The sequence below is a fragment of the Methylophaga marina genome, from assembly GCF_030296755.1.
GTDB classification, from domain to species: domain Bacteria; phylum Pseudomonadota; class Gammaproteobacteria; order Nitrosococcales; family Methylophagaceae; genus Methylophaga; species Methylophaga marina.
The window spans coordinates 1,450,477-1,474,749 of record NZ_AP027741.1; the positions used below are offsets into that span (position 1 = coordinate 1,450,477).

At 43.3% G+C, this 24,273-nt stretch carries 25 protein-coding genes and 1 tRNA gene; 15 read left to right on the forward strand and 11 right to left on the reverse strand.

Annotated elements, in window-relative coordinates; all coding sequences use genetic code 11:
• The first annotated feature begins 252 nt into the window (after nucleotides 1–252).
• The 4 genes from QUE24_RS07485 to QUE24_RS07500 all read left to right on the forward strand — a co-directional run bounded on the left by QUE24_RS07485 (nucleotide 253) and on the right by QUE24_RS07500 (nucleotide 2,522).
• Nucleotides 253–1,020, forward strand: a complete 768-nt coding sequence (locus tag QUE24_RS07485; protein WP_286305972.1) for an alpha/beta fold hydrolase — start codon at nucleotides 253–255, stop codon at nucleotides 1,018–1,020.
• Between the two features lie 12 nt (nucleotides 1,021–1,032).
• The gene (locus QUE24_RS07490; RefSeq protein WP_286305973.1) at nucleotides 1,033–1,428 is read left to right on the forward strand and encodes an MAPEG family protein; all 396 of its coding nucleotides are present in this window, start codon (nucleotides 1,033–1,035) and stop codon (nucleotides 1,426–1,428) included.
• Nucleotides 1,429–1,517: 89 nt separating this feature from the next.
• Nucleotides 1,518–2,042, forward strand: coding sequence for a lipocalin family protein (locus QUE24_RS07495; protein ID WP_286305974.1), 525 nt, complete (start codon nucleotides 1,518–1,520; stop codon nucleotides 2,040–2,042).
• A 183-nt stretch (nucleotides 2,043–2,225) separates the two neighbouring features.
• Entirely contained in the window at nucleotides 2,226–2,522 is a 297-nt protein-coding gene (locus QUE24_RS07500) for an MgtC/SapB family protein (protein WP_286305975.1), read from the forward strand.
• Between the two features lie 15 nt (nucleotides 2,523–2,537).
• Here QUE24_RS07500 and QUE24_RS07505 read toward each other — a convergent pair whose 3' ends face one another.
• Nucleotides 2,538–2,888, reverse strand: a complete 351-nt coding sequence (locus tag QUE24_RS07505) for a VOC family protein (RefSeq protein ID WP_286305976.1) — start codon at nucleotides 2,886–2,888, stop codon at nucleotides 2,538–2,540.
• Nucleotides 2,889–3,071: 183 nt separating this feature from the next.
• Here QUE24_RS07505 and QUE24_RS07510 point away from each other — a divergent pair, with 183 nt between their 5' ends.
• The 5 genes from QUE24_RS07510 (at nucleotide 3,072) to QUE24_RS07530 (ending at nucleotide 8,082) form a co-directional block, all read left to right on the forward strand.
• Entirely contained in the window at nucleotides 3,072–3,620 is a 549-nt protein-coding gene (locus tag QUE24_RS07510; protein ID WP_286305977.1) for a sigma-70 family RNA polymerase sigma factor, read from the forward strand.
• A complete protein-coding gene (locus tag QUE24_RS07515; protein ID WP_286305978.1) occupies nucleotides 3,620–4,618 on the forward strand; it encodes a FecR family protein in 999 nt (332 codons plus the stop codon). The genes QUE24_RS07510 and QUE24_RS07515 overlap by 1 nt, the downstream gene beginning before the upstream one ends.
• Before the next feature lie 76 nt (nucleotides 4,619–4,694).
• Nucleotides 4,695–7,082, forward strand: a complete 2,388-nt coding sequence (locus QUE24_RS07520; protein ID WP_286305979.1) for a TonB-dependent receptor — start codon at nucleotides 4,695–4,697, stop codon at nucleotides 7,080–7,082.
• Between the two features lie 103 nt (nucleotides 7,083–7,185).
• Complete coding sequence (locus QUE24_RS07525; protein ID WP_286305980.1) at nucleotides 7,186–7,626, forward strand: acetyltransferase; 441 nt, start codon at nucleotides 7,186–7,188, stop codon at nucleotides 7,624–7,626.
• Between the two features lie 18 nt (nucleotides 7,627–7,644).
• A complete protein-coding gene (locus QUE24_RS07530; protein ID WP_286305981.1) occupies nucleotides 7,645–8,082 on the forward strand; it encodes a GNAT family N-acetyltransferase in 438 nt (145 codons plus the stop codon).
• On the opposite strand, the gene QUE24_RS07535 is transcribed toward QUE24_RS07530, so the two are convergent.
• The 3 genes from QUE24_RS07535 to QUE24_RS07545 all read right to left on the reverse strand — a co-directional run bounded on the left by QUE24_RS07535 (nucleotide 8,062) and on the right by QUE24_RS07545 (nucleotide 13,928).
• Nucleotides 8,062–11,274, reverse strand: coding sequence for an efflux RND transporter permease subunit (locus QUE24_RS07535; protein WP_286305982.1), 3,213 nt, complete (start codon nucleotides 11,272–11,274; stop codon nucleotides 8,062–8,064). The two genes, QUE24_RS07530 and QUE24_RS07535, sit on opposite strands and share 21 nt — an antisense overlap.
• Nucleotides 11,275–11,291: 17 nt before the next feature.
• Nucleotides 11,292–12,089: an efflux RND transporter periplasmic adaptor subunit gene (locus QUE24_RS07540; protein ID WP_286305983.1), complete on the reverse strand. Its 798-nt coding sequence runs from the start codon at nucleotides 12,087–12,089 to the stop codon at nucleotides 11,292–11,294.
• Between the two features lie 540 nt (nucleotides 12,090–12,629).
• Nucleotides 12,630–13,928: a DEAD/DEAH box helicase gene (locus QUE24_RS07545; protein ID WP_286305984.1), complete on the reverse strand. Its 1,299-nt coding sequence runs from the start codon at nucleotides 13,926–13,928 to the stop codon at nucleotides 12,630–12,632.
• Nucleotides 13,929–14,225: 297 nt separating this feature from the next.
• Here QUE24_RS07545 and QUE24_RS07550 point away from each other — a divergent pair, with 297 nt between their 5' ends.
• From QUE24_RS07550 to QUE24_RS07565, 4 genes are all read left to right on the forward strand, one after another.
• Nucleotides 14,226–15,062, forward strand: coding sequence for a plastocyanin/azurin family copper-binding protein (locus tag QUE24_RS07550; RefSeq protein WP_286305985.1), 837 nt, complete (start codon nucleotides 14,226–14,228; stop codon nucleotides 15,060–15,062).
• 69 nt (nucleotides 15,063–15,131) lie between these two features.
• Entirely contained in the window at nucleotides 15,132–16,199 is a 1,068-nt protein-coding gene (locus tag QUE24_RS07555; protein ID WP_286305986.1) for a YcaO-like family protein, read from the forward strand.
• Nucleotides 16,200–16,204: 5 nt separating this feature from the next.
• Nucleotides 16,205–16,882: a hypothetical protein gene (locus QUE24_RS07560; protein WP_286305987.1), complete on the forward strand. Its 678-nt coding sequence runs from the start codon at nucleotides 16,205–16,207 to the stop codon at nucleotides 16,880–16,882.
• 124 nt (nucleotides 16,883–17,006) lie between these two features.
• Nucleotides 17,007–17,083: transfer RNA gene (locus QUE24_RS07565), tRNA-Asp, on the forward strand.
• A 26-nt stretch (nucleotides 17,084–17,109) separates the two neighbouring features.
• Here QUE24_RS07565 and QUE24_RS07570 read toward each other — a convergent pair.
• From QUE24_RS07570 to QUE24_RS07590, 5 genes are read right to left on the reverse strand one after another with little or no spacing between them, the layout of a single operon-like run.
• Nucleotides 17,110–17,781, reverse strand: coding sequence for a hypothetical protein (locus QUE24_RS07570; RefSeq protein ID WP_286305988.1), 672 nt, complete (start codon nucleotides 17,779–17,781; stop codon nucleotides 17,110–17,112).
• A complete protein-coding gene (locus QUE24_RS07575) occupies nucleotides 17,706–18,218 on the reverse strand; it encodes a hypothetical protein (RefSeq protein WP_286305989.1) in 513 nt (170 codons plus the stop codon). Before QUE24_RS07575 ends, QUE24_RS07570 begins: the two co-directional genes overlap by 76 nt.
• A complete protein-coding gene (locus tag QUE24_RS07580; protein ID WP_286305990.1) occupies nucleotides 18,190–19,866 on the reverse strand; it encodes a GMC oxidoreductase in 1,677 nt (558 codons plus the stop codon). Before QUE24_RS07580 ends, QUE24_RS07575 begins: the two co-directional genes overlap by 29 nt.
• The gene (locus QUE24_RS07585; RefSeq protein ID WP_286305991.1) at nucleotides 19,859–20,392 is read right to left on the reverse strand and encodes a gluconate 2-dehydrogenase subunit 3 family protein; all 534 of its coding nucleotides are present in this window, start codon (nucleotides 20,390–20,392) and stop codon (nucleotides 19,859–19,861) included. The genes QUE24_RS07580 and QUE24_RS07585 overlap by 8 nt, the downstream gene beginning before the upstream one ends.
• A 33-nt stretch (nucleotides 20,393–20,425) precedes the next feature.
• Nucleotides 20,426–22,087 carry an autotransporter family protein gene (locus tag QUE24_RS07590; protein ID WP_286305992.1) on the reverse strand — a complete coding sequence of 554 codons (1,662 nt, stop codon included), beginning with the start codon at nucleotides 22,085–22,087 and terminating at the stop codon, nucleotides 20,426–20,428.
• A 168-nt stretch (nucleotides 22,088–22,255) separates the two neighbouring features.
• Between QUE24_RS07590 and QUE24_RS07595 the strand changes: the two genes are divergently transcribed.
• Nucleotides 22,256–23,029 carry a tetratricopeptide repeat protein gene (locus QUE24_RS07595; RefSeq protein ID WP_286305994.1) on the forward strand — a complete coding sequence of 258 codons (774 nt, stop codon included), beginning with the start codon at nucleotides 22,256–22,258 and terminating at the stop codon, nucleotides 23,027–23,029.
• Nucleotides 23,029–23,325 carry an SEL1-like repeat protein gene (locus QUE24_RS07600; RefSeq protein WP_286305995.1) on the forward strand — a complete coding sequence of 99 codons (297 nt, stop codon included), beginning with the start codon at nucleotides 23,029–23,031 and terminating at the stop codon, nucleotides 23,323–23,325. Before QUE24_RS07595 ends, QUE24_RS07600 begins: the two co-directional genes overlap by 1 nt.
• Nucleotides 23,326–23,336: 11 nt before the next feature.
• Here the strand turns inward: QUE24_RS07600 and QUE24_RS07605 are convergent, their stop codons facing one another.
• Together QUE24_RS07605 and QUE24_RS07610 are read right to left on the reverse strand one after the other, a co-directional pair.
• Nucleotides 23,337–24,086, reverse strand: a complete 750-nt coding sequence (locus tag QUE24_RS07605; RefSeq protein WP_286305996.1) for an HAD family hydrolase — start codon at nucleotides 24,084–24,086, stop codon at nucleotides 23,337–23,339.
• Nucleotides 24,076–24,267: a DUF3012 domain-containing protein gene (locus QUE24_RS07610; protein ID WP_286305997.1), complete on the reverse strand. Its 192-nt coding sequence runs from the start codon at nucleotides 24,265–24,267 to the stop codon at nucleotides 24,076–24,078. Before QUE24_RS07610 ends, QUE24_RS07605 begins: the two co-directional genes overlap by 11 nt.
• Nucleotides 24,268–24,273: the final 6 nt, after the last annotated feature.

Genomic DNA, 24,273 nt, shown 5'->3' on the forward strand with positions numbered 1-24,273 from the left:
GGTAGTGATGACATATATGTTCCGCATCCTGAGTTTTTTTGTCGTTTTGTTGCTCATCTGCAGCGCCGCATCAGCAAAGAATAAATCCGGTTTCAGATTAGAGAATTTTGACTATCCTTATCCAGTCCAGTTTATGTCTCTTTCCAGCCAGAAAAAGCAGCTTGAAATGGCATATATGGATGTAAAACCGACTACTGAAGCGAACGGGAAAACCGTCGTTCTGTTACATGGTAAAAACTTCTGTGCAGCCACATGGGGGAGACTATCCGCGCGCTGTCAGCTGCCGGTTATCGTGTTGTGGCAATCGACCAGATAGGCTTTTGCAAATCATCCAAGCCTATTGATTATCAGTACAGCTTTCATCAACTGGCAACCAATAGCAGAAGCCTGTTAAACCAGTTAAAAATTGATAAAGCAGTGGTAGTCGGACATTCAATGGGTGGAATGCTAGCCACACGTTATGCCCTATTGTATCCGGATAATGTTGATGCTTTATTTCTAGTAAACCCCATTGGGCTCGAAGATTGGTTAGCGAAAGGTGTGCCTTATGTGTCGATTAAAGACTGGTATAAAAACCAGTTAGGTCTGACCGCTAAAAAAGCCAGAAACTATCAGCAAAACACCTATTATGCAGGTCAGTGGCGTGATGATTATCAACACTGGATCGATATGTTGATGATGCCATACAAAGCAGATAAGGAAGATTCAGCCTGGTTGTCGGCTATTCACTACGACATGATTCTAACGCAACCTGTAGTGCATGAATTTGATCAGCTTTCGGTGCCGACCTGGTTATTTATTGGCGAAAAAGACAATACCGCGATTGGTAAAGCTTTCGTCTCTGATGAGGTGAAAAAACGACTGGGTAATTACCCAGTGTTAGCGAGAAAAACAGCAAAAGCGATTCCAGGATCACATTTAGTGTTATTCGATGACTTGGGGCATTCTCCTCAAATTCAAGATCCTGAACGTTTTCAACAGTCATTGATGAATGCATTAAACAATGTGTTTTCTAAATAAAGCGAGTGATTTATGCCAGTTCTATTATGGGTGTTATTTATTGTAGCGATTCTACCAATGTTATTGGCCATGTTAGGTGGCTATTGTCGATATAAACAGTTTGGCAAATTTGATAACCATTACCCACGTGCACAACAAGCACATATGACCGGGTTGGGGGCGCGGGTACTCGCCGCTCAACATAATGCTTGGGAGTCGTTGATTTTATTTTCTGCTATGAGCTTGTTGGCCTATGCCTCAGGCCTGAACCTGGCAGATTTTAGTTACCCGGCGGGTTTGTTTTTGTTAAGCCGACTGTTCCATCCGTTGTTCTACATTCTCGATATGGATACATACCGTTCGCTAGTATTTTTGATTGGCTTTTTTAGTGCTGTATACATTGGAGTCAAAGCCTTACTGGCATTTTAGTTTTTTATAGTGTCTAAAGGGAAACAATAGCGCCTGTTTGTGTCCTACTGATATAGCCTCATCCATAATAATAATCAAAGGAGAGAGATATGCGTCTATTCGGGATGCTGTTTTTTTTAGTTATCAGCGCTGTGGCTTGTACTGGCACACCAAAAGGCGTGACAGCAGTAGATAATTTTGTTCTAAATCGCTATCTCGGAAATTGGTATGAAATAGCCAGATTAGATCATGGCTTTGAGCGGGGGTTAAGTAACGTCACGGCACAATATTCTCTAAAAGGAGATGGTGGTGTCAAAGTGATTAACCGTGGTTACTCAGCAGAAGAAAAAGAGTGGAAACAAGCAGAAGGTAAAGCCTACTTTGTTGATGGTCCTCATAAAGGTCATCTGAAAGTTTCATTTTTTGGTCCATTCTATGGAAGTTATGTCATCTTTGAACTAGATGATGATTATCGTTATGCCTTTGTTTCGGGTCCGAATCATGATTATTTATGGTTACTCTCACGAACACCTACAGTGTCTGATGAGGTAAAACAACGCTTTATCAATAAAGCAAAAGCAGCTGGATTTGATACCGAAGAACTCTTGTTTGTTGAACAAAAAACGTTGAATTAAAGTACTCGCTAATGGCATGGTAGGACTTACAACTCAATGAGATAGCATCATGCCCGAAATTAACTTTGATCAGGTTTGGTTTAATTTATATCAAATCGGTATTGCTTTTATCCTAGCTCTACCTATCGCAATGAATAGAGAATATGTCGATACCGGGGGGCCGGTTTAAGAACCTATCCTTTAGTGTCTATTGCTTGTTGTGCCTTTATGCTAGTCGCAATGGATGTCTATCAAGGAAGTGATGCGGAAGCACGAGTGATGTATGGCGTGATTACCGGTATGGGATTCATCGGTGGTGGTGCTATTGTTAAAGAGTCTGGTAGAGCGATGGGAACAGCCAATGCGGCTGGAATATGGTTAACAGGTGCAATAGGGCTTTCAGTCGCTTACCGTAGGTATGAAATTGCTATTGTTCTGTCGCTGATAGGTTTTCTTATCTTTCAATTTGGTAGCTACCTGAAACGACGCCATGAATCATAAAAAGTGAGTGTGAGTTTATTCGGACCAGACTGCATATTCATTACCATTTGGATCTGTAAAATGAAAACGGCGTCCACCGGGGAATGAAAAAATGTCTTTAACAATTTCACCGCCAGCCGCTCTTACGTGTTCAAGGGTAGTCTCTAACGTTTCGCTATAAAGCACAATCAACACGCTACCGGCATCTTGAGTCGATGAAAGTGGCGTTCTATAAAATCCACCATCAATACCCGCGTCTTCGATGGCTATATAATCTGGACCATAATCAATAAATTTCCACCCGAACACATTACTAAAAAAAGCTTTGGTTTTGTCTAAATCCTGAGAGGGAATTTCAAGGTAGTTAATTTTTCCCGTTTGTTTCATTCTTTTCTCCGGCAGTATCGCTTAAGTTGAGACACTAACTGTAAATCTGTTTTATAGATGGAATAATACAGTTGTATGCAAATGAAATAAATTTGCTTTCTAATAAAAACAAAAGTTTGCATACGATATGTGTTTAAATGATAATAGTTATCATTAATATCTTTTACGGTTTCACCGCTGAACATGTCGAGTAATAAACAGATTGCTTTTAATCAGCCGAGTGATGAAAGCAGTTTCATCACCTCGTTGTATGAAAATCATCACTATTGGTTGACTGGATGGTTATGTAAAAAATTAGGCTGTTCACAAAATGCCAAAGATCTCACACAGGACACCTTTGTTAATGTTATCAGTAAGCAAAGAGATTTAACTCAAATCGAAGAACCTCGTCCTTGGTTGCTGACCATTGCCAAACGCTTATTAATTGATAAACGGCGCCGCTCTTTATTGGAACAAGCGTATTTAGAAGAGTTAAAAGTTAGCTTGGATGATGCTGAACCAATACCATCAGCAGAAGATGTTTATGTGGCGATCAATGCATTGGATAATATTTCTCAGGCGTTAGATAAGTTACCTATACATGTCAGACAAGCTTTTATTCTTCGGCATATTGATGGTTTAACCCAGTCTGCTATTGCCAAAAAACTGGGTGTATCCACAAGTATGGTGCAGAAGTATTTGATTCAAAGTTTAGTCGCCTGTCAGCAGGTGTTTGAAACAGAGTCGTATTAATGTCCACGAATTCATCAGCTGAAAGGACAGATTCGGAAAATATCTCTACTCAAGCTGCAGAGTGGCTTGTGTTAATGTCTGATGAAGAAAACCCACCGTCAGCAACACAAAAACAAGCCTTCTTTGACTGGAAAAACCGGGATCCGCGCCATGCCGATGCGGTGGATAAGTTAAACGCCATGTTGGGCAGTATTCAGCAATTCCCCCGGTCAGCATCGAAGGCGGCATTATCTGTCTCGGTCAATGACAGACATCATCAACATTCCTGGCAAACCCTGGCAAAAACATTTGTGCTGCTAATGGTCGTTTTTCTGCCAATACTTACTTGGTTGCCAAATAGCATTACGCTGAAGATGGCCGATAAAAAAACAGATGTGGGACAATGGCAATCCTTCACCCTGGCAGATAATTCAGTTATCACGTTGAGTAGTGATAGCGCTATTAATGTCGATTTTAATAACACTCAACGAACCATTCATCTGTTGAAAGGGGAGATACGAGTCAAGGTCAGTAAAAATCCGCAGCGACCGTTTGTAGTGAGAACAGAGCACGGTCGTCTCACCGCTCTGGGTACAGAGTTTAGTGTGGATAAGCGGGACGATTACAGTTTACTGAAAGTGATCGAATCTAGTGTAGCGGCGACCTGTCAGCGACAAGGGTGTGATGTTAAACCTATTCACCCAGGACAGCAGATTCGTGTTTATGCAGAACATCTGGGGAAGGTTACTGACTTTAGTGTCAGCGATGCAAGCTTGATGTGGGACAAACACCAGTTAATGGTGGATGGTATGCCGTTAGGGGATGTGCTTGCGATTCTGAGTCGTTTTCATAAAGGGTATATCTACTTTGATGATCAACCGTTAGATAATTATCATGTCTCAGCGGTACTGCCTCTAGATAAGCCGCTGGAGGCATTAGCCTTATTAGCAGATTCATTCCCAATAAAAGTCAGCACACTCACTCCGTGGTGGACAACGATTACGATGACATCAAAATAATAAAATGATGTTCTTGGTGGTGATTTCCTTATCTCATTCGTCAACGTTAATAAGACAAATGAAATAAGGGAGTCTCATGTTTATCAATCGTTTTCTTTCACCAGCACGGTTTCGCTATAGCCTGATGGTGTTTTTATTAAGCTGGCTTTCCATTGCTTCGGCAGTAGAGAGTGGCAAAAAGCCAATTGACATTGCTGCAGGTTTTTTATCAATCAGTCTCACTCAACTTGCCAGTCAGGCAGATATATCCATCGTGGTGAATACCGATCTTGTAAAAAATAAATCAGCAAAAGCAATTAAAGGTTTATACACGCCAGAGAATGCGTTAGCTACATTATTAAGCGGTCATAAGCTTAAAGCAGAAAATACCGGGACAGGCTTTGTGATTAAAGCTGTAGCAAATGATGAAGTGGTATTAAATGCCATTGATATCAATGCAAAAGTAGTAAGAAAGTCATTACAAATGGAAAAGTACGCCGGTGGTCAGGTAGCCAAACAAGGTCGTGTCGGTATCTTAGGTAATCGCGATGTGATGGATACTCCGTTTAATATGACTAACTTCACCAGTGATTATATTGACGATATACAAGCAGAGACATTAGCCGATGTAGTGGCGACAGATCCTTCAATTAGAACAGCACATGTGAGTGGTGGCATGCTGGATTCTTTCCGTATTCGTGGGTTTACTATGAATGAAGGTAATTCAGGCGATATCGCCTTTGATGGTGTGTATGGTGTGGCTTCTAATTACCGGGTGTTGGCTGATTATGTCGACAGAGTCGAGGTTATAAAAGGCCCAGCGTCTATGATCTATGGCATGTCACCAAACAGTAGTGTTGGCGGCAGTATCAATATCGTGCCCAAACGTGCTCTGGATGAAGACTTAACACGATTTACCGCATCTTATGCTTCTGATAGTCAGTTAAAAGGCCATCTTGATCTGAGTCGACGTTTTGGTGATGACGAGCAATTTGGGGTCAGATTTAACGGTACTGTCAGTGATGGTGATACCGAACGTGAAAACCAATCACGCGAGGTCGATTCATGGGCCTTAGCTTTGGATTATCAGGGCGAAAAACTGAGAGTGACAGCCGATCTTATTCATCAAAAAGAAGATCTCGATGCCCCATTGCGCCATCTCTGGTTAGCCAGTGGTGTGGATGTCCCATCGGCCCCGGATGGTGAACATAATATTACTCAGGACTCGGAATGGTCGAAGGTGGATGACAAATCATTACTGGTCAAAGCCGAATATGACATCTATGACCAATTAACCCTTTTTGCTGATATCGGTGTAGGCAGAACCCGTGTATCCAGATTATTTGGCTACCCTAGCATTACGAGTGCATCTGGTGATGTGACCGTTACACCAAGTAATGCGGATTTTAATGTGGATAGATATACCGTCAGTACCGGCCTGAGAGGCTGGTTTGACACGGGTATGATTAATCACAATATGACGCTGCAATTAACCGAGTATCGCGATCAGCTCGAAAAAGCGACAATCAATGCCAGTTCTTCCTATTTAAATAATCTGTATTCACCGACCGATCAGGCTGAGATTATAGTTGCTAATCCGCAGCATGCGCCCAGAGTCAGTGAGAGTCGGCTGCGGGGGATTGCCTTAGCAGATACTTTGTCTATTCTGGATGACAGAGTGCAACTGACATTGGGCGTCAGAAGGCAGCAGGTGGAATCAGACAGCTTTAATGCCAGCACAGGTGCCGTCACTACTCATTACAATGAAAGTGCCTTAACACCGATGGTCGGCATAGTATTTAAACCCTGGGAAAATGTATCGCTCTATGCCAACCGTAGCGAAGGTCTGAGCAAAGGCGATATTGCTCCTGATAGTTCAGCGAATGCGGGTGAAGTATTTGAGCCTTATAAAACCAAGCAATATGAAGTAGGAGCTAAGGTCGATTTTGGTGAGTTTACCTCGACAGTCAGCTTGTTTCAGATTGAAAAGCCCAGTTATCAAACAGTGAACAATATCTCGTCTGTTTCGGGTGAGCAACGTAACCGAGGTATTGAAATGAATGTCTTCGGTCAATTAACGTCGGATATCCGTGTATTAGGTGGTTTCATGTTGCTGGATGCGGAATTAAATAAAACTAATAATCCTGCAACCAAAGGTAATACACCTGTCGGTGTAGCTGAGCGGCAGGCGAATATCAGTGCCGAATGGGATATGCCAATGGTGCCTGAGTTAACCTGGACGGCAAACCTGATCTACACTGGCAAACAATACGTGAATCAGACCAATACTCAGAAGATACCCAGCTGGACCCGGCTCGACTTAGGCGCACGTTATGGTCTGCTGGTGGCCGGTAAAGATGTCACGATTCGTGCCGGTATTCATAATGTCTTTGATCGTGATTACTGGTCTGGTGTCGATACCTGGAGTGGTATGGCTTATGGTGCACCACGTACATTCACCGTCTCTACCACCATCGACTTTTAAGACATGCCTCTCTTGTTGCCATGACAAGGGAGGTTTTCTCTATTTGATGTTATAGGCATTACACTTCAGAATGCTGCCTTGAAAATTTTTGATTGAAATAATAATGCGGATTGAAAAAGCAACAAAAGCAGATTATCAAAAGCTGATAGAAATATGGGAAAGCTCTGTTAGAGCAACGCATGATTTTCTGGCCGAGCAGGATCTTCAGGTATTGAAACCATTGATATTGGAAAACTATTTTGATGTGGTTGAGTTAAATATTGCTAAACGTGATGATGGTGAAATAGTCGGATTTTGTGGTGTGAGTGATGGCAATATTGAGATGTTGTTCGTTTCACCAGAAGCAAGAGGGCAGAGAGTTGGGGTAAGACTTGCTACTCACGCAATAAATGATCTCGGTGCAAATAAGGTCGATGTGAATGAACAAAACAGACAGGCATTAGGCTTTTATGAGCACATTAGTTTTGCCGTGGTTGGACGTTCAGCTGTTGATGGTCAGGGTAAACCTTATCCATTGCTGCATATGCAACTAGCAGAACGTTAACGCTGCTTATATTGAAAAATGAAGATTAAAACAATCACTGCCGATGAAACATTAAGCTTAAGAAGTGAAGTTCTGCGTTCTGGTAAACCGCTTTCTCAATGTGTGTTTGAGGGTGATAAGGCTGTCACTACCAGACATTTTGGTGCTGTGGATGAAAAAGGCACTATCGTAGGAGTTGTATCAGTTTATTTGAAGGATAATCCTTTGCTTAAGCAGACTAACACCTATCAAATAAGGGCGATGGCGACAGCGACAAATTATCGAGGTAAAGGGCTTGGAAAAGCACTATTGAGTGCTGGAGAAGACTATGCAGAATCGCAAGATGCAGAGCTAATCTGGGCTAATGCCAGAAGCACAGCAATGGGTTTCTATACAAACTCAGGTTATAAGCAGGCTTCCAAAGAGTTTATTATTCCAGAAATCGGCCCACACTTTTTAGTGACTAAAGTCTTGTAATAAACACATTGTTATTCGCTTTTTAGTTCTAATCTTATGTCGTTGATATCTCTTTTTTCTGGAAGAAAAGCGTTCAGCCCAGTTCAATACTGTAATTAATAAACTGGGTAAAAAGGTCAGTGTGACAATCATTGAACATAAAATCCCAACCAGTACCACGATACCGACACCGCGATAGAGCTCAGTACCAGCACCTGGAATAAAGACTAAAGGTGCTAGACCAAATACGGTAGTGGCAGTGGACATCAAAATTGGACGTAAGCGCGTGGCAACGGCCTGATTGACGGCATCACGAACCGATACAGCTTTATCTTCCAAATTTCTTCGTGCCTGTTCAACAATCAGAATCGGGTTATTGACGACTGTACCCAGTAAAATCACAAAACCGAGCATGGTAATCATATCGAATGGCTGAATAATGGCGGGTAGACCAAAGATATTTAGCACTGGCCCAGCGGCATTTACCGCCGCTAAGCCAACAATACCACCGGCGATGCCTAGAGGGACTGTCGCGAGAATCAGCAGTGGATACCACCAGTGACTAAAAATAGCGACCAGCAGCAAATAAATAAGAATTAAGGCAATGACCAGGTTGCCTGATAAGGATTCACGAGTGGCATCTAACTGATCGGCGGCCCCAGATATGCTGATAGACACACCTTTTGCCACTTCACCCTCTGCCTGCATATTGGGCAGCATTTGAGTACGAACCTGATTCACGGCAGTTTCCAGCGCGATCTCTCTTGGCGGAATAATCAATAAAGTGACGGTACGACGACCATTCACACGTCGTAACTGATCGCTATCAACTGTATCCACAATATTGGCTAGTGCATTTAAGGGTAAAACAGTCCCTTGTGGCGTCATGATAGGCACATTAGCCAGTGAGGACAGGGTTTGGTTTTGTCCGGCGGTGCTGAAGATGAACATATCAATTTTGTCATCATTCATAAAAAACTCGTCCACATAAGCGCCATCACTCAGTGCCGCGACTGTGTAACCAAAATCATCTGCAGACATATTGATCTCAGCTAGTCGATCCCAGTTTGGACGAATTTCGACTAAGGGTTGATCTAAAGACAAGGCGGAAGGTTCGGATTCAATCTGTGGGTTACCAAACAGCTTTTCAGCACGTCTTATTGCGTATTCAGCTGTACTATAGAAGCTTTCCTGATCGGCACCAGAGATATCAAGATTCACGGCTCGTGTGCCGCCTTGGCTGCTGGAAATAATTGAGCCACGGTTTGAGAAGCCACGCATGCCTGGATATTCCTTAAACATGGATGTCAGTGCATCCATCATGGCTTCTAAGTCTTGTGGTCGAACAGGTTCACTCAGAATCCATATTGAGCCTGGATTAATACGCTGAAAATAATATTTCAGGGCGGGTAGTTTGTGTTCATCCTCATCAAATTTATTTGGGTCAGCCTGCAAGGCTTCACTTAAATGCTGGCGGATATCATCTGCCAGTAAACGCATTTCAGGTAAGTTATAGCCAGGTGGAGCCACCATCATACTGAACGCTTTCGGTTCCTCACCCTCTGGTAAATATTCGGCCGGTGGAAGTAAATACCAGCCAGCACCCATTGTGCAGGTAAAAATAATGACAATGGAAAGGAGGCGTTTAAAGGGCGAAGTATTGAGCCAGCTGACCATTTTTAAAATCGGGCCGGGATGACTCAAATCATCACCATGATCACGGTCATCACCAAAGCCAACGCGGGCACAAGCAGCAGGTACGACAGCGACGGCGAATAACATGGAGGCTAATATCGCTGTCGATATCGCAATAGCAATATCTGAATAAAGCTGCCCGGCTTCTTCATCGACAAATAATACTGGTGCAAATACGAGTACGGTGGTCATGCTGGAGGCCAGTACCGCGGTCCAGACTTCTTTTACACCAGTGATCGCGGCTTGAATACGGTCCAGGCCACGTCGACGCGCCTGCTCAATGCTCTCTAGTACCACAATCGTGTTATCCACTGTCATACCGATAGCAAAGGCGATCCCCGCCAGTGAGATGACATTGATGGTGCGATCAAAGGCTAATAGACCAATAAAAGCAGCAATCGTACACACCGGCATACCGAGCAGGCCAATTACGGTCGCTCTGCCTGAACGCAAGAATAAATACAGAATAAGTGTCGCGAGAATAGCCCCTAGAGCCAGATTTTGTGTGACCTTTTCTACCGAGGCCTGAACATAGCGAACATCATCACCAATTAACGAAATCGTTAAACCGTTAGGATGAAGTTGATCTTGCCGAATCTCATCCACTTCTTTCAGCATGGCCTGTTTGATATCAATAACGTTTGAGCCTGTTTCACGTTTTACTGCCATGGTCAGTGCGGCTTCGTCATTGACGATGGATAAGCCCCGGACTTCATAATGATCTAGGCGGACTTCCGCTACATCTTTGAGTTTGATGTCGGTGTTATTTCGGTGGGCAAGTGTCAGTTCTTTCAGGCTTTCAACATCCTTAAACCGACCGACCGTTCGAATAAAATAGCGACGCTTACCATCATCAAGATCACCGGCTGAGGTATCTCTGTTACGCTCACGAATAGCATCTCGGACATCAGTTAGAGAGAGTCCACGCTGCGCCAGTTTTGCAGGATCAATATGGATCTGTATTTGTCTTTCAGCACCACCTCGAAGTTGAACCTCAGACACACCTGCTACACGTTCCATTCTAGGTCTGACATCATCATCGATAAAGTCAGTGACCATATCCATATCCAGGCTCAGAGGGTTGCCAGGCAGTGGGGTCACAGCAAAATACATAAAGGCATTTTCAGAAAATGAACTGCTGTAGAGACGAGGTTGATCAACATTTTCGGGATAATTGGAGACCTGACTGAGCGCGTTAGAGACCTCAATTAATGTTTCATTAATATCCACACCAAATGGAAACTCAAGCTCAATGGTGGCCTGTCCGGTATCGGCCAGTGACTCCATTCGCGCCAGATTGGGAACACTTCGCAGATAACGCTCTTGTTCTATCAGGATTTCTTTTTCAATATCCTGTGGTGTGGCACCGGGCCATCCCGTGACGACGCTGATGGTTTGCACATCAAGATCAGGAATCATTTGTACGGGGATACGTTTTGCCGCGGCGATACCCAGCACCATAATGATCAGAACAATGACCGTGAGCAGCTTTCCGTTTCTAATGGGGGCTTCAAGCATGATGAAATGACACCTGGTTATTGTTCTTGGTCAACAAGCGTGACGTTTTCTCCGTCTCGTAAAACTTCATTACCACGTGTGACGACCTTATCTTCTAATGTGATGCCTGACAGAATGGTGACACCCTGACTGCTTTGGTTGCCAATCTGGACTTTCTGACGCTTAGCTATGCCATTCTCAACAATAAAAACACTATAGCCTCCGTCAGGATGTAGCAGTAAAGCATCGCGTGGGATGATGATGCGCTGTTGAGTTTGCTGATTATCATTGAGTCCAATGATGGCTTGGGCAGAGGTGCCAGGTAATAAGCTAATGTCGCCAGTATCAATCAGAATTCGGACTAAAAAAGCTCTTGCCTGAGGATCGCTGACCGGCACAATGGCATTGATGGTGCCTTTGAAGCGTTTATCTGGAAAAACATCGGGAATGACTTCTACCTGATTTTGCTGGTTAATTTCTGAAAAACGTTCTTGAGGGACTTTGACATCTAAGCGGACTTTATCGGTCGCCACCAGTTCCAGCACAGTGGTACCTCGATTGACCCATTCACCCACCTCAGTCAGTTTAGCGCTGATAACTCCAGAAAAAGGCGCTGGAAGATGATGACGAGCTAACTGTTCCTGAGCAGATGCTTCTGCTGCCTTGGCTGCCATAAGTGCAGCTTCAGAAAGATTTAAGTTTGATAAACGGCTGGCATTTTCACTCGCTGAAATATAATTTTTCTCCCGTAAGCCTTTGGCTTCGTTAACCAGGCGCTTTGCTTCATCACGAGCCGCTTCTGCTTCAGCGGTCGCCGCTCTTGCCTGAGCGAGCACTTGTTTAGATAAAGCGGGATCAAGTTCGAGTAAAACGTCTCCTTTTTTACCTGACTGCCAGCATCCACTAATACAGTTGAAACCAAGCCATCTACACGGGGTGAGAGCATGGCTCGCTTTTCAGCGGTGAGGGTTCCTGAGAGTGTTAAGTTATCACTTACTTTCGATTTTTCTGGCGATATAACTGAAACAGGTGTTTCAGCATAGAGATTTGATGTACTGAGAAAACCAGACAAAACAAACAAAAATAGGCAGACTCTTTTCCAATGATAATGATTCTTCATGTTGTTCCGTTTACGGCTGTTATCGCATATTTAGGTAGCTGGTCACCGCTTAGTTCCCGAAGATGTAAATATTTGTTAAGGCTGTTAATGAAGATTACATCGAATAAACAATTTTTACTAATGGAAGCTTGTTAGTGCGTTGATCTGTCTGGCGGGAAGCAGAAATGGTTCTAAGTGATGTTTAATTTACAACATCAACATGAAGTAAAGATGAAAAGGCGCAAAGAAACAAAACGTCCCTTACGCCAATTGATGGTTAGCCAGACTTTTTATTAGTTTTATTCAATGGTTTGTTTCTGGGTGGGCGCCGAGCAGGACGTTTCGCTGACGTATTTTCCGAATGCGGTCTGGCTGAGCGTGGTTTAGCCGGATGACGCTTGGCCGAGGTCTTTTTCGTTAAGCTATAACTATCAGGCACATCATGTGTGGGTTCAAAACCATCCACATACACACGTTCCAGTTTATTCCCAATTAATTTTTCAATATCTTTGAGCTGATCGATTTCATCGGCACTGACCAAGGAGATGGCCTCACCTGCGGCACCCGCACGTCCAGTTCGACCAATTCGATGCACATAATCAGCAGCCACGTTAGGCAAATCAACATTGATAACATGGGGCAGTTGATCAATATCTAAACCGCGCGCGGCAATATCTGTTGCCACTAACACTTGAATGGTATTGGATTTAAAGTCGGCAAGTGCTCGTGTTCTCGCACCTTGGCTTTTATTACCATGAATGGCGGCGGCTTTCAGCCCATGATCTTCCAGGTATTTAGTGAGTTTGTTGGCACCATGTTTTGTTCTGGAAAAGACCAGAACCTGATACCAGTTATTATCCTGGATAAGTTGATTCAGCAAAGCGGGTTTTTGTTTTTTATCGACAGGAATAATCCACTGTTTCACTTTTTTTGCTGTGGTGTTGGCTGGGGCGACAGAAATTTCGACAGGATTCTTCACCAGACGTTTTGCCAGCTCACGGATTTCTTTGGAAAACGTGGCTGAAAACATTAAGGTCTGACGTTTTTGTGGCAGTAAATTAATAATCTTACGAATATCGTGGATAAATCCCATATCCAACATACGATCAGCTTCATCCAGAACAAGCACTTCTAACTCATCAAAACGGATGGCATTTTGTTGATAGAGATCCAGAAGTCGCCCAGGGGTAGCCACTAACACATCAACACCACGACGCATACGCATCATTTGTGGGTTTATCTTTACACCACCAAACACAACGGCAGAACGTAATGGTAAATATTTACCATAGGTCTTAATGCTTTCTTCCACTTGAGCGGCGAGCTCGCGAGTGGGGGTGAGTACAAGTGCGCGTGCCTGATTTGCTCGGGCAGGTTTACCCTCAGAAAGTTTATGCAGAATAGGCAAGGTAAATCCTGCGGTTTTGCCGGTACCTGTTTGAGCTGCTGCCATAACATCATTACCTTCCATGATGGCAGGAATGGCTTTGGCTTGAATTGGGGAGGGGGTCGTATAACCTGACTCTGTCACGGCACGTTGCAGTGGCAAAATGAGACCTAACTCGGAAAATGTCATAATTTACTCAATATAAAACGTATATAGTGAAAACAGCGTCTTCGCATTATTCAGCGTGTGTTTTTGGATAAGGTTAACAGTCACGGTTGTGTTACATCGACAAAGCGGGATGTAAAAGTGGAGGTCATGCCAGAACGTGTGTTAACACATGGAACTTATTGTCTACCCTGAAGCAGGTAACGACGAGTTCTGTAGGCACAATTATGACAGAGTTTTGATAGGAATATTGTTTTCTCTACAAAAATCGTCAGTTTAGAATGTTATCATTCATTTATCACTTTTTACTTGGGAGGAATCATGAAGAAAAAATCCATTTTAATTGCCATTGTAATTGCGCTATTGGCGATCTTTGTTGTTGCTGCTGTATCTACAGTCTTTGTAAATGACAGTAAAGAACGTTATGCCAATGTACCTTCTTCTAATAAAGAAGATAAAGTGGGTGATGCGGTTGCGCCAGCATCTGTTGAAAGCGAGATGACTCAGCCCATTGAACAAAACGAAGTGGGTGGTGTGAATGAAACTGTCACCGAGCATATGGAAGATACGAAAGAGGCGGTACCTGAAACAGTAGTAGATGAAGCGGCCATTGCCGAGCCAGACACCAGTGAAGCGAATGATGCCGCTGAAGACGTGAAAGCGGCTGTTGAAGAAGTGAAATCTACTATTGCCGAACCTGATAATAATGAAGCGACAGATGCCGTTGAAGAAGTGAAGGCTGCTGTTGAAGAAACACAAGCTAAAGCGGCGCCTGAAGAACAAGAGCAAGCGTCTGCAGAAGCGAAAACGCACATTGTTACTGCGGTTGGTCTCAAATATGATCCACTGGTCATTCAGATTCAGCCTGGCGATAAAGTCGCTTGGGAAAATATGCCTACGCATGATACACAATCATTAGAAGGCCTGATTCCGGAAGGTGCTGAAGCATGGCATTCACAAATGGGTGAAAACTATCAGCGTACCTTTACCGTTGAAGGTATCTATGTGTACAAATGCACACCTCACTTTGGTGCAGGTATGGGCGGCGCCATCATCGTTGGTAATCCGGTCAACCTCGAGCAAATCAAAGCGGCTGATGCGAAAGGCGCTGCAGGACGTTTAGTAAGAAAAGCGATTGCTGCCGCTGAAAAAATGTAAGACAACCGCTGATGATGTCAAACAACCCTCTGTTCGTATTGAGCAGGGGGTTATTTTTTGGAAAAAATCATGACTGAACAAACATTTATTAAAGGTAAAGATCGTGATCTGGAAACCAGTATCACGACCATGCAAGCGAAGTTGAAAGCGTTTGGTTTTGATGTCGAAGAGGCATCGTGGCTAAATCCGGTCAGCCATGTTTACTCGGTGCATATTCGTGATAAAAGCTGTCCGTTGATGTTTACCAATGGTAAAGGGAGTTCTGCTAAAGCCTGTTTAGCCAGTGCCTTAGGTGAATATTTTGAGCGTTTGAGTTGTAATTATTTTTTTGCTGACTTCTATCTGGGTGAGCAACATAGCCAGGCGCCTTTTGTGCATTATCCCAATGAACGTTGGTTTGTTTCTAACGATGGTGAAATGCCCGAAGGCATATTAGATGAAGGTCTGTGGGATCACTTTGATCCGGAAAGGGCGCTAACCGCAGATAAATTATTTGATACCAATTCTGGCGTTGGGGAGCGAGGAATTTGTGCTGTTCCTTATATTCGTCAGCGTGATTACCAGACCATCTATTTCCCCGTTAATATCATTGGCAATATTTATGTCAGTAATGGTATGTCAGCCGGTAATACGCAAAATGAGGCGCGGGTTCAGGGTTTATCTGAGGTCTTTGAGCGTTACGTCAAAAATCATATTATTGCTGAAGGCATTTGCCTACCTGAGGTCCCTCAGTATGTCATTGACCGCTTTCCAAAAATTAAGGCCGCATTACAGGAGCTTGAACAGCATGGTTATCATCTGAAAGTGGCTGATGCCTCTCTGGGCGGGCAATTCCCGGTGATGAATGTCACCTTGATTAACCCAAAAGATGGTTCTGTATTTGCTTCCTTTGGTGCTCACCCAAGTTTTGAAGTGGCGTTGGAGAGAACGGTCACCGAATTACTGCAAGGTAGAGGTCTAGATCAGTTAGATGTTTTCCATCCTCCAACATTTGATATGGAAGAAGTCGCCTCACCGCAAAATCTGGAAATGCATTTTATTGATTCCAGTGGTTATGTGTCTTATGACTTTTTCGTGAAGCACCGGATTATGAGTTTTATGATTGGGATCATGATGCCCCTACGCGCGATGAACTGACTTATTTGACCGATATTATTCATGAGATGGGTTTTGATATTTATATCGCTGATTATGAGCATTTGGATGTTTACGCCTGCCGTATTCTCGTGCCCGGTATGTCGGATATTTACCCCGTCGATGAGTTGCTCTGGGAAAATAATAATGAAGGTGCCTTGTTCCGCGAAGATTTATTATCACTGAAATTTCGTACCAAAGAACAATGGCGTGAGTTATTAGTGGCACTGGAAGATGGTGGCTATAACGATCATACGCCGGTTGCTCAATTTATCGGCTTGGCACCTGATCCCGGCACATTGTGGTCTACTATCCGCTTGGGTGAAATCAAATTAATGCTGTGTTTGGCTCTGGAAGATGAACAGGCACTGGAGTGGGTCGATTGGTGTTTGTCGCTGGGCCAAGGTGATGAGGCGCAATTACGTTTCTATCGTTGCTTAAAAGCCTTATTGGACATCAAATGGGATGATGAGCGTGGATACCAGGATTATCAGCAGTATTTGTCACTGATGTACGGTGAGCAAAACGTGCAAGATGGCATCGCGATTGTTGAGGCAAAAACAGTGTTTCATCAATTACATACACCGGGTCTGAGTCTGCATGGATTTGAACGACATAATGCCTTACTGGCCGGCTATGAAAAACTGCAACAAGCCAAAAAAGCCTACTGGGAGAAAAGGGATTAACGTTGATGAAGAGGTGAGAGAAAAATTTTTTACATGAAACACTAACACCTTTGTAAAAATTGCTGTATATTCTCTCGCTTCTTCGGCCAACAGACGATTTTTTAAGTCTGCCAAGAAGGATAGTGGAGCGGTAGTTCAGTTGGTTAGAATACCGGCCTGTCACGCCGGGGGTCGCGGGTTCGAGTCCCGTCCGCTCCGCCATTATTCCTTATCTAAATCCCTGCACCTCATTTCAAAAATCTCGTTTCTAAATGAGCAAAAAGCTCACGACGAACTTCTGCATTGCTAATTCGCCAGATACAGCTGTCAACAAAATAATGATGAATATTTATCAGGCTTGAAACCAGTACAGCAAATGTAAACTGTTGGTTTTCGATAGAAATAAATTCCGGAAAGTAAAAAAAGGCGATCCCCGCGCAGAGCAGTAACAGGTAATACTTTATAGCCCAGCCTTTTAAGGCGACTTGTTTGATATCGACTAAGTTTGCTTGTCGACGGTTTAACTCAACACGCATTGGGAAAGGCAGATACTGTAAGGCGTGTGATACCTGAACCAGTAAATATGCTTCTGGCATAAAAAATAATACGAAGTACCAAAGGTAAATAGATAACCACGAAGCAATAATGCGTTTATCAGGTATCCGCTTTGTTCGTAAATAAATGCCGTACCACACTGCTGAAGAAGCTAGAAAAGAGACACATGCTGCAATATTAGCTAAGCTAAGCAATGTACCAATATGGGCATGTAAAACACCAGCAAACCAATCTGCAGGCAAATCCTGAGCACCCCAGATAACATGCCATACGAGTAATGTCCGTAATCCTAGACGAAGTGTAAACCGTTCACTTTTTTCAGCATCAGCTGACTTAATTTGCTGTAAGTGGCAATCATTCCCCATGCCTGTCCCGTGTAATGCCAGGCAAGATAAAAAGCAGCGACCAACCAACAAAAATAAGTTACATCCTGATTAACAGTAAATATCGATAGGGGCCCCTCTATTGACTCGCCGGTGACTAAACCAACGATTAGAACCAGTATAAGCAGGGCTGGAACATAGATAGTGGCGGCTTTGTAACGTTTTATATTGTTTTTAGGGGTATAAACAAGACGATAAGCACCCATAAAATGAGGCCAGTTAATAAATATCTGTAGTACGATGGCAGTGCCTAATATGTTGGTAATGTTAGCTGTAGACTGTGGGATACCTGTAAAAAAGATATAGACCAACAATAAAAGCATAACAAGAATGGAAGCACCGCCCGTCATCCAAAAATCGATGTTTTCAGACAGGATATAGCCGGGATGATTAGGACGAGGTGTTTTTTTGTGTTTCATGGAGTTTCTTCATGGCTCTTAAGGTGATGGCCTGGATAGTCAAACCTGGGGACTCTCCACCGCCAGAGCTTGGAAACACACTGCCATCAACGATATACATATTCTTCCAGCGGTGACTTTGGCACCATTGATTGACAACCGAGTGCTCTGGATTATTACCCATACGACAGGTACCAAACACGTGTGAGCTGCTAAAAATATCGTAAGAGCTAAATTCTTCAAAGATAGTGTTCGCGCCAGCCTGATTTAGGATATCCCGGCACATATTAGCCATAAACCGTATACGTTTGGTGGTCAGCTCATCGACATAGCTGTGAATTCTAGCGGCAGGTTGATTATGTCTCGTTTTGATAACCGGGTCGAGGTCAATAAAGCTTCCCGGATGAGTATGGCTCTCTGCTATCCCACTCAAAGATAACACATGCCCAAATTGCTTCCGCATTTGTTGCTTGTGTTGTATTCCCCATCCAGGAATAACACGCTGTGCATAACTTATTGGTCCGATAAGATCGGACTCTGCTACAGAAGGTGAGAACCGACAACCACCAAACACACCTGGAATGCTATCAGGTTGATTAAAATCCCAGCAAATACTGTCAACAGCCAAGCCGCGGTGACTGCCTAACGGGGCATCTAATGTGGCGTTGGATGTCCAAAGAATGGTTTCCATGAAGTTTTTTCCCACCTGCCCTGACTCATTGGCAAGTCCTGTAGAGGAGGTAATATCAGAAGCGAGTAATAATCGCGGTGTTTCCACGGCTCCAGCGGCAAGGATAAGGTAGGGTGTTGCGATAAAGTGTTCCATTCCCTCACTATCCGTATAGTGAATGCCTTTTATACTGTCTTTTGGACCCGTCTCTATATGAGTAACGTAACAGCCAGTTTTTAGATAGCAGCGTTCTGTTTTTCTGGCCATTCGTAAATAGGTGACATCTATACTGCCTTTATCAGTTCGGGGACAACCTTTAAGACAACAGTTACAGTAGTTGCAATGAGGTCGATCATGATGAGGAGAGCTTAATATCGCCACACTATTTTCTGTCAAAGTGAGGTTTCTTTCAGCAAATGCTTTCTTCAAAAGCTGGCTACTATAACTTGGATGATGGGCTTTTTGTGGGTAAGGATGAGAACGAGGGCGTAAGTTATCCACTGTCGGTCCTGCAACGCCGACTAATTGCTCAGCCTGAATATAAAAAGGTTCGAGCTCTTCATACGAAAATGGCCAGTCAGCTGATAATCCATAGTCAGAAAACATTTTCATTGAGCGGGGATTAAGCCTGTGTGCTTCGCCACTAAAATGTAATGAGCTACCGCCAACACCTTGAACATGTTGGTAGCCAAAAGGGATGCGGTGGTCGGTTTTATTTAATCTGCCCTGAATATGATTCCATGAACGCAGATCATCATTCGCTTCAGAGAGTTGTTGCATATCAGCATAGCCATAGTTTCCCTGACTAAGGTTTTTTTGTGGAAATAGTGACTCCCACTGACTGGTTGAGGCTAAATAATCTTTTTCAGGATGAAAGTATGGGCCAGCTTCAATAACAAGCACGTTCCAGCCGTGATGACTTAAATACCAGGCAGCTGTGCCACCCCCAGCACCTGAACCTACGATCACAGCATCATATGACGATTTAGCGTTATTCATAATTTACAGGCTTAAAGTAGTTTTTATAACCGGTTGGCTGTGGTGGCGAAACATTTAAGCCTGTCCAGCTTGCCGGCTTTGCATAATAAAACCGAAATATATCCTGTCTTATATGAGAAAAAAATTGTGCCTGAATACTCATCGCATCACAGTTGGCGGCTTTTTGGATAATACCGTTCTGTTGATCAATACTTAGCTGAAGAAAATGTTGCTGATGAATAAGGCCTGCTTGTTTATCTAACCACTCACATCCAAGCTGGATAAGCTCAGGATAGTTTTTAATATCTTTAGCATAAAGTAACAGTGTTTCATGAAGTTTGAGCTGTGATGCTGATGGCGTTATATCTGCTGGAATTAATGCGTCAATAAATGCGATTAATGTTCGTGTCTGCTGAAAAGACAGTAAATTAGCCAATGCTTTTGGCAGATAGAAGTAGGGTAATAGAATGCCAATACCTATCCCGCTCTTTATGATATCTCTGCGTTTCATAGTCAGATAAATATACGCTATAAATGAAAAAGGCACCTTGAAGGTGCCTTTTTTATAACGATTTTGTGATTAGAAAGTCCAGTCAGCATAGAGTTGACCGTTATAAGCCCGGTAGCCGGAAGAGGCTTCAGCACCAAGCTCAACACCCAGTGACAAAGTGTCCGTTTTAGCCCAATTGACTCGACCACTAACACTACCAGTATTACGATCTACTTTTTGGCCAACACTTTCAAACTGACCGCCGCCGCCCAGGAATGATGATGTTGTGGTGATGCCATCTTCTTTAAACTCATGGCGCCAACTTACTTGTAGTGTAGGCGTTAGGATACTACCGTCGGATAACTCAAACTCTTTACTGACTTTTGTACCCACAAGTGAACGGAAGCGGTTAGACTCGTTACTATTGATATGCATGGAAAGGTAGTCCGCACCAGTCTCTGTATATCCGCGTTGTCTTGTGTGGTAACCCTCTACGCCGATAAAAGGTGTAATAGTGATTTGCTCAAGATAGAGTGGCATGCCTGTTACCAGTCTTGCTGCAAACATATCACCATCAAAGTCACCTTTGGCTACACCGATGACATGTGTATTTCGTTTGGTCTCATAATTCTGATATGCATAGGTCAACATACCTTCGACGTAAAAACGCTCAAAAGACTGATTGAAGTAGGCGGTTAATTGATAGGTATCAATATCGGCACCATCGCCATCACGATAATCATTCATATTAACGTCGGTTCTGGCGTAAGCAAAGGCTGCCCCTAATGTGAGGTCTGAGCTGGTGGTAAAGTCCATACCACCCATGACTCCGTGATAACGCGAGTCCGCACCGGCAAAGCCATCTTCACTATCCTGCTTAGATTTACCGCCCAGTGCTTTTACCCAAGCATGGCGCTCAAGTATGCCATCAAGAACGCCACCAGACGATAACCCTGATGCATGATTTGCATTTTGCACATCTGCAGCACCTATCCTGAGCGAGTCAAGGCGTACTTGGACAGTATCAAAACTCCCGGAAACCGTATTATTAACAGATTGGCCTAATGCCTGACTTTGTTCAGGGGAGATACTTTTTAATACTTCTTGTTGCTTTTCTGGAGTTTGGCCAGCCAGCAGCGTAATGAAGTCATCAAGTTTTCCCCCAACATTACCGCCAATTTGATCTAAGTGTTGCCCAACCCCGGTTTTCTGGTTTGATCCGGCATTCGATTGAAAAGTGGATGAGGAAACCACTTGTGATTGGTCTATCGGGCCTGAACCGGAACCGTTATAGGTAGATCCATTGACGTATATTCTATAGCCTTCAAAAGTAAATTGTCCTGAAGTTGATTCTATCGTAAATTTTGTTGTGCCTGTTGGAGTTATATTTGCTGCAGCGAGTGTTGGATCTGTCGCTGATAATTTGTTAGAGGTTTGTGATGAACCAGTAAAATCAGTAGTTAAAGTATCATATTTGAATGTTTGGACCCATGAGCCAATCGTGACCTTGATGCTGTCACCAGCTGACCATAGTAGGCTATTATCTGAACCACCACTTTGATAAAAATCGATAGTAACCAGACCATTAGTGCCGGCGCCCTCGTAAGATAATTGAGTAACTTCGATACCTTGACCTGACTTCAAGTTAATTGGTGTATTACTCGAACCTTGTGTAAACAAATGTCCAGCATTGGCAGAAAACGAAACCAGAAAAAAACAAAGAAATGCAAAACGCAAAAGAAGATTGACCATGAACGTGCCTCATTAACAAATCTCGCCCAATAAAGCTTGGTGAGATTTGCATATTATATTTCTGTTTTTGTAAAAATACACATGATTAATGTGTGTTATTTTACAATTTTTTTAACGTTGCTTATTTCAGCTTGTTAGAGTCTAGTTATCGACTCAAAGGAATAAAAATTGAAACAAATATTTTTGTTTTTTTTAAAAGCTTGTCTTGTTGTTTCCACTGTTTTTGTTACGGCTCATGCTGATAAGTTTTCCGAGGGGATGCAGGCCGCACAACAGGGGAATTATCAAGCTGCTCAGCAAAGCTGGTTAGCAGCTGCTAAGCAGGGAAATGTTGAAGCTCAATATAATCTTGGTGCATTAATGCTTTCAGGAAAGCTTGGGCATCCAGATTACGATTCAGCAATGAGCTGGTTAGATATAGCTGCACAAAAAGGCCATGATGAGGCCGCCTATGCTCTGGGTATGCTTTACTACACTGGCAATGAACCTGATGTTGAAAGAGATCAGAAAAAAGCTTTTGAACTTTTTAGAAAATCAGCAGAAAGAGGGAGTGCTGCGGCTCAATTTAACGTCGGTGCCATGTTGATGAATGGTCAGGGAGTGAGCAAAGATCTCATTAGTGCGGCAGATTGGTTTGAAAAGGCAGCCGAGCAAGGAAATAGTCAGGCGCAATTCAATTTAGGTCTGCTTTATTTAAGCGGCTCAGGGGTAAAGCAGGATCCTAAACAGGCTTACTTATGGTTTAAACGTTCTGCTGAGTTGGGATATCCAAACGCACAATATCGTGTAGCGAAAATGCTATTTGATGGCGATGGTGTGGCTTTAGATCATGAGCAGGCAAAGAGCTGGTTTCTAAAAGCTCAAGAAAACAAGAGTGTAGAAGCCGCATTTATGTTGGGTTTTATGAGTTATCTTGGATTGGGGGGAGCCAGGATTATGTAATGGCTAGACATTGGTTTGATGTTTCTGCGAAAGGCTGGGATCGAAATGCACAATTCTATTTAGGTTTGATGAGTTTTAACGGTGATGGCGAAGAAAAGAATCTTATCGAAGCCTATAAATGGTTTGATTTAGCGGCCTCAAGTGGACATGAAGATGCCCACTACTATCGCTCAGCAGTGGCGGCAATGTTAACTGAAGAGCAAAAGAAACAAGCGAGTCAATTAGCTCAGAAGTGGTTTGACGAAAACCACGATACGCCACACAAGCATTACAACAAAGTTCCTCACCAACATTAAGAAACGGTTTATCACAGTTTGGGTATGTCTGATAACTGAATAACAGAGATTCTGTCTATATTGCTGGCGCTGTCTTTGTCTGTTGTGGTGTTATAACCCCAGCCGGCCAGATAAAGCTGAATATCGTCCAGACGATCATCGGTAATCACATTAATCAGCGTGGGTAACCTATCTTCAATAAACAGGATCTTCAGGCTGGGGTTTTCCCCATGAAGATCATTTAGAATCTGTTGTTTGCTCATATTTCTATCCAGACCATAAACCTGTTCAATGGGCAGAGCAATCTGATTAGCTTTGAGTATATGATCAACAAAACGCTCTTGTTTGGTGGTGATAATCACCAAGCTATCTGTTGGAATGCGGCGAAGCTTTTCTGCAATGCCATCAAATAATGGATTCATGGCAATCCAGCTATCAAAATCATCTCGAATCCACTCATCTCGAGTAGAACCAAAAATGTCTTTTAGTTCATCGACGAACATATCATCACGAATCATCAGCGCTTCCATTTGATGATGAAAAGCCGACATGAGGGTGTCAGGAGACATGCCTTCGTACAGCAGCCGCATGATAAGCACAGCCTCATACCCTGTTTCCATCACTGGACGAACCTGACGAAACTTTTCTATCAAACCCTCAGGTATGGCCTTGGGCATATCAGTCCACAGCTTTAAGGCGACTTTCCAGCCAGCCATACCTGTTTCAATCGCGCTGTCGCAGATGACACCGTCAAAATCGAGTGCGTAGAGTTTATTTGTCATTGCTTGGGAATATGCAGAAACGAGTAAAATCGGCTGCCTCATTCGCAGTCCAGTCGCCTTTAGCTTTGTCTTTCATCATTTGGCACCAGTCTTCACTTCCCACTTCAGGGTTGCAGGCCGTGATGAGTAAAAATGAACCCAGCAGAGCAGCAGAATATATTAGGGTCTTTAGTAATTGCATATCGTT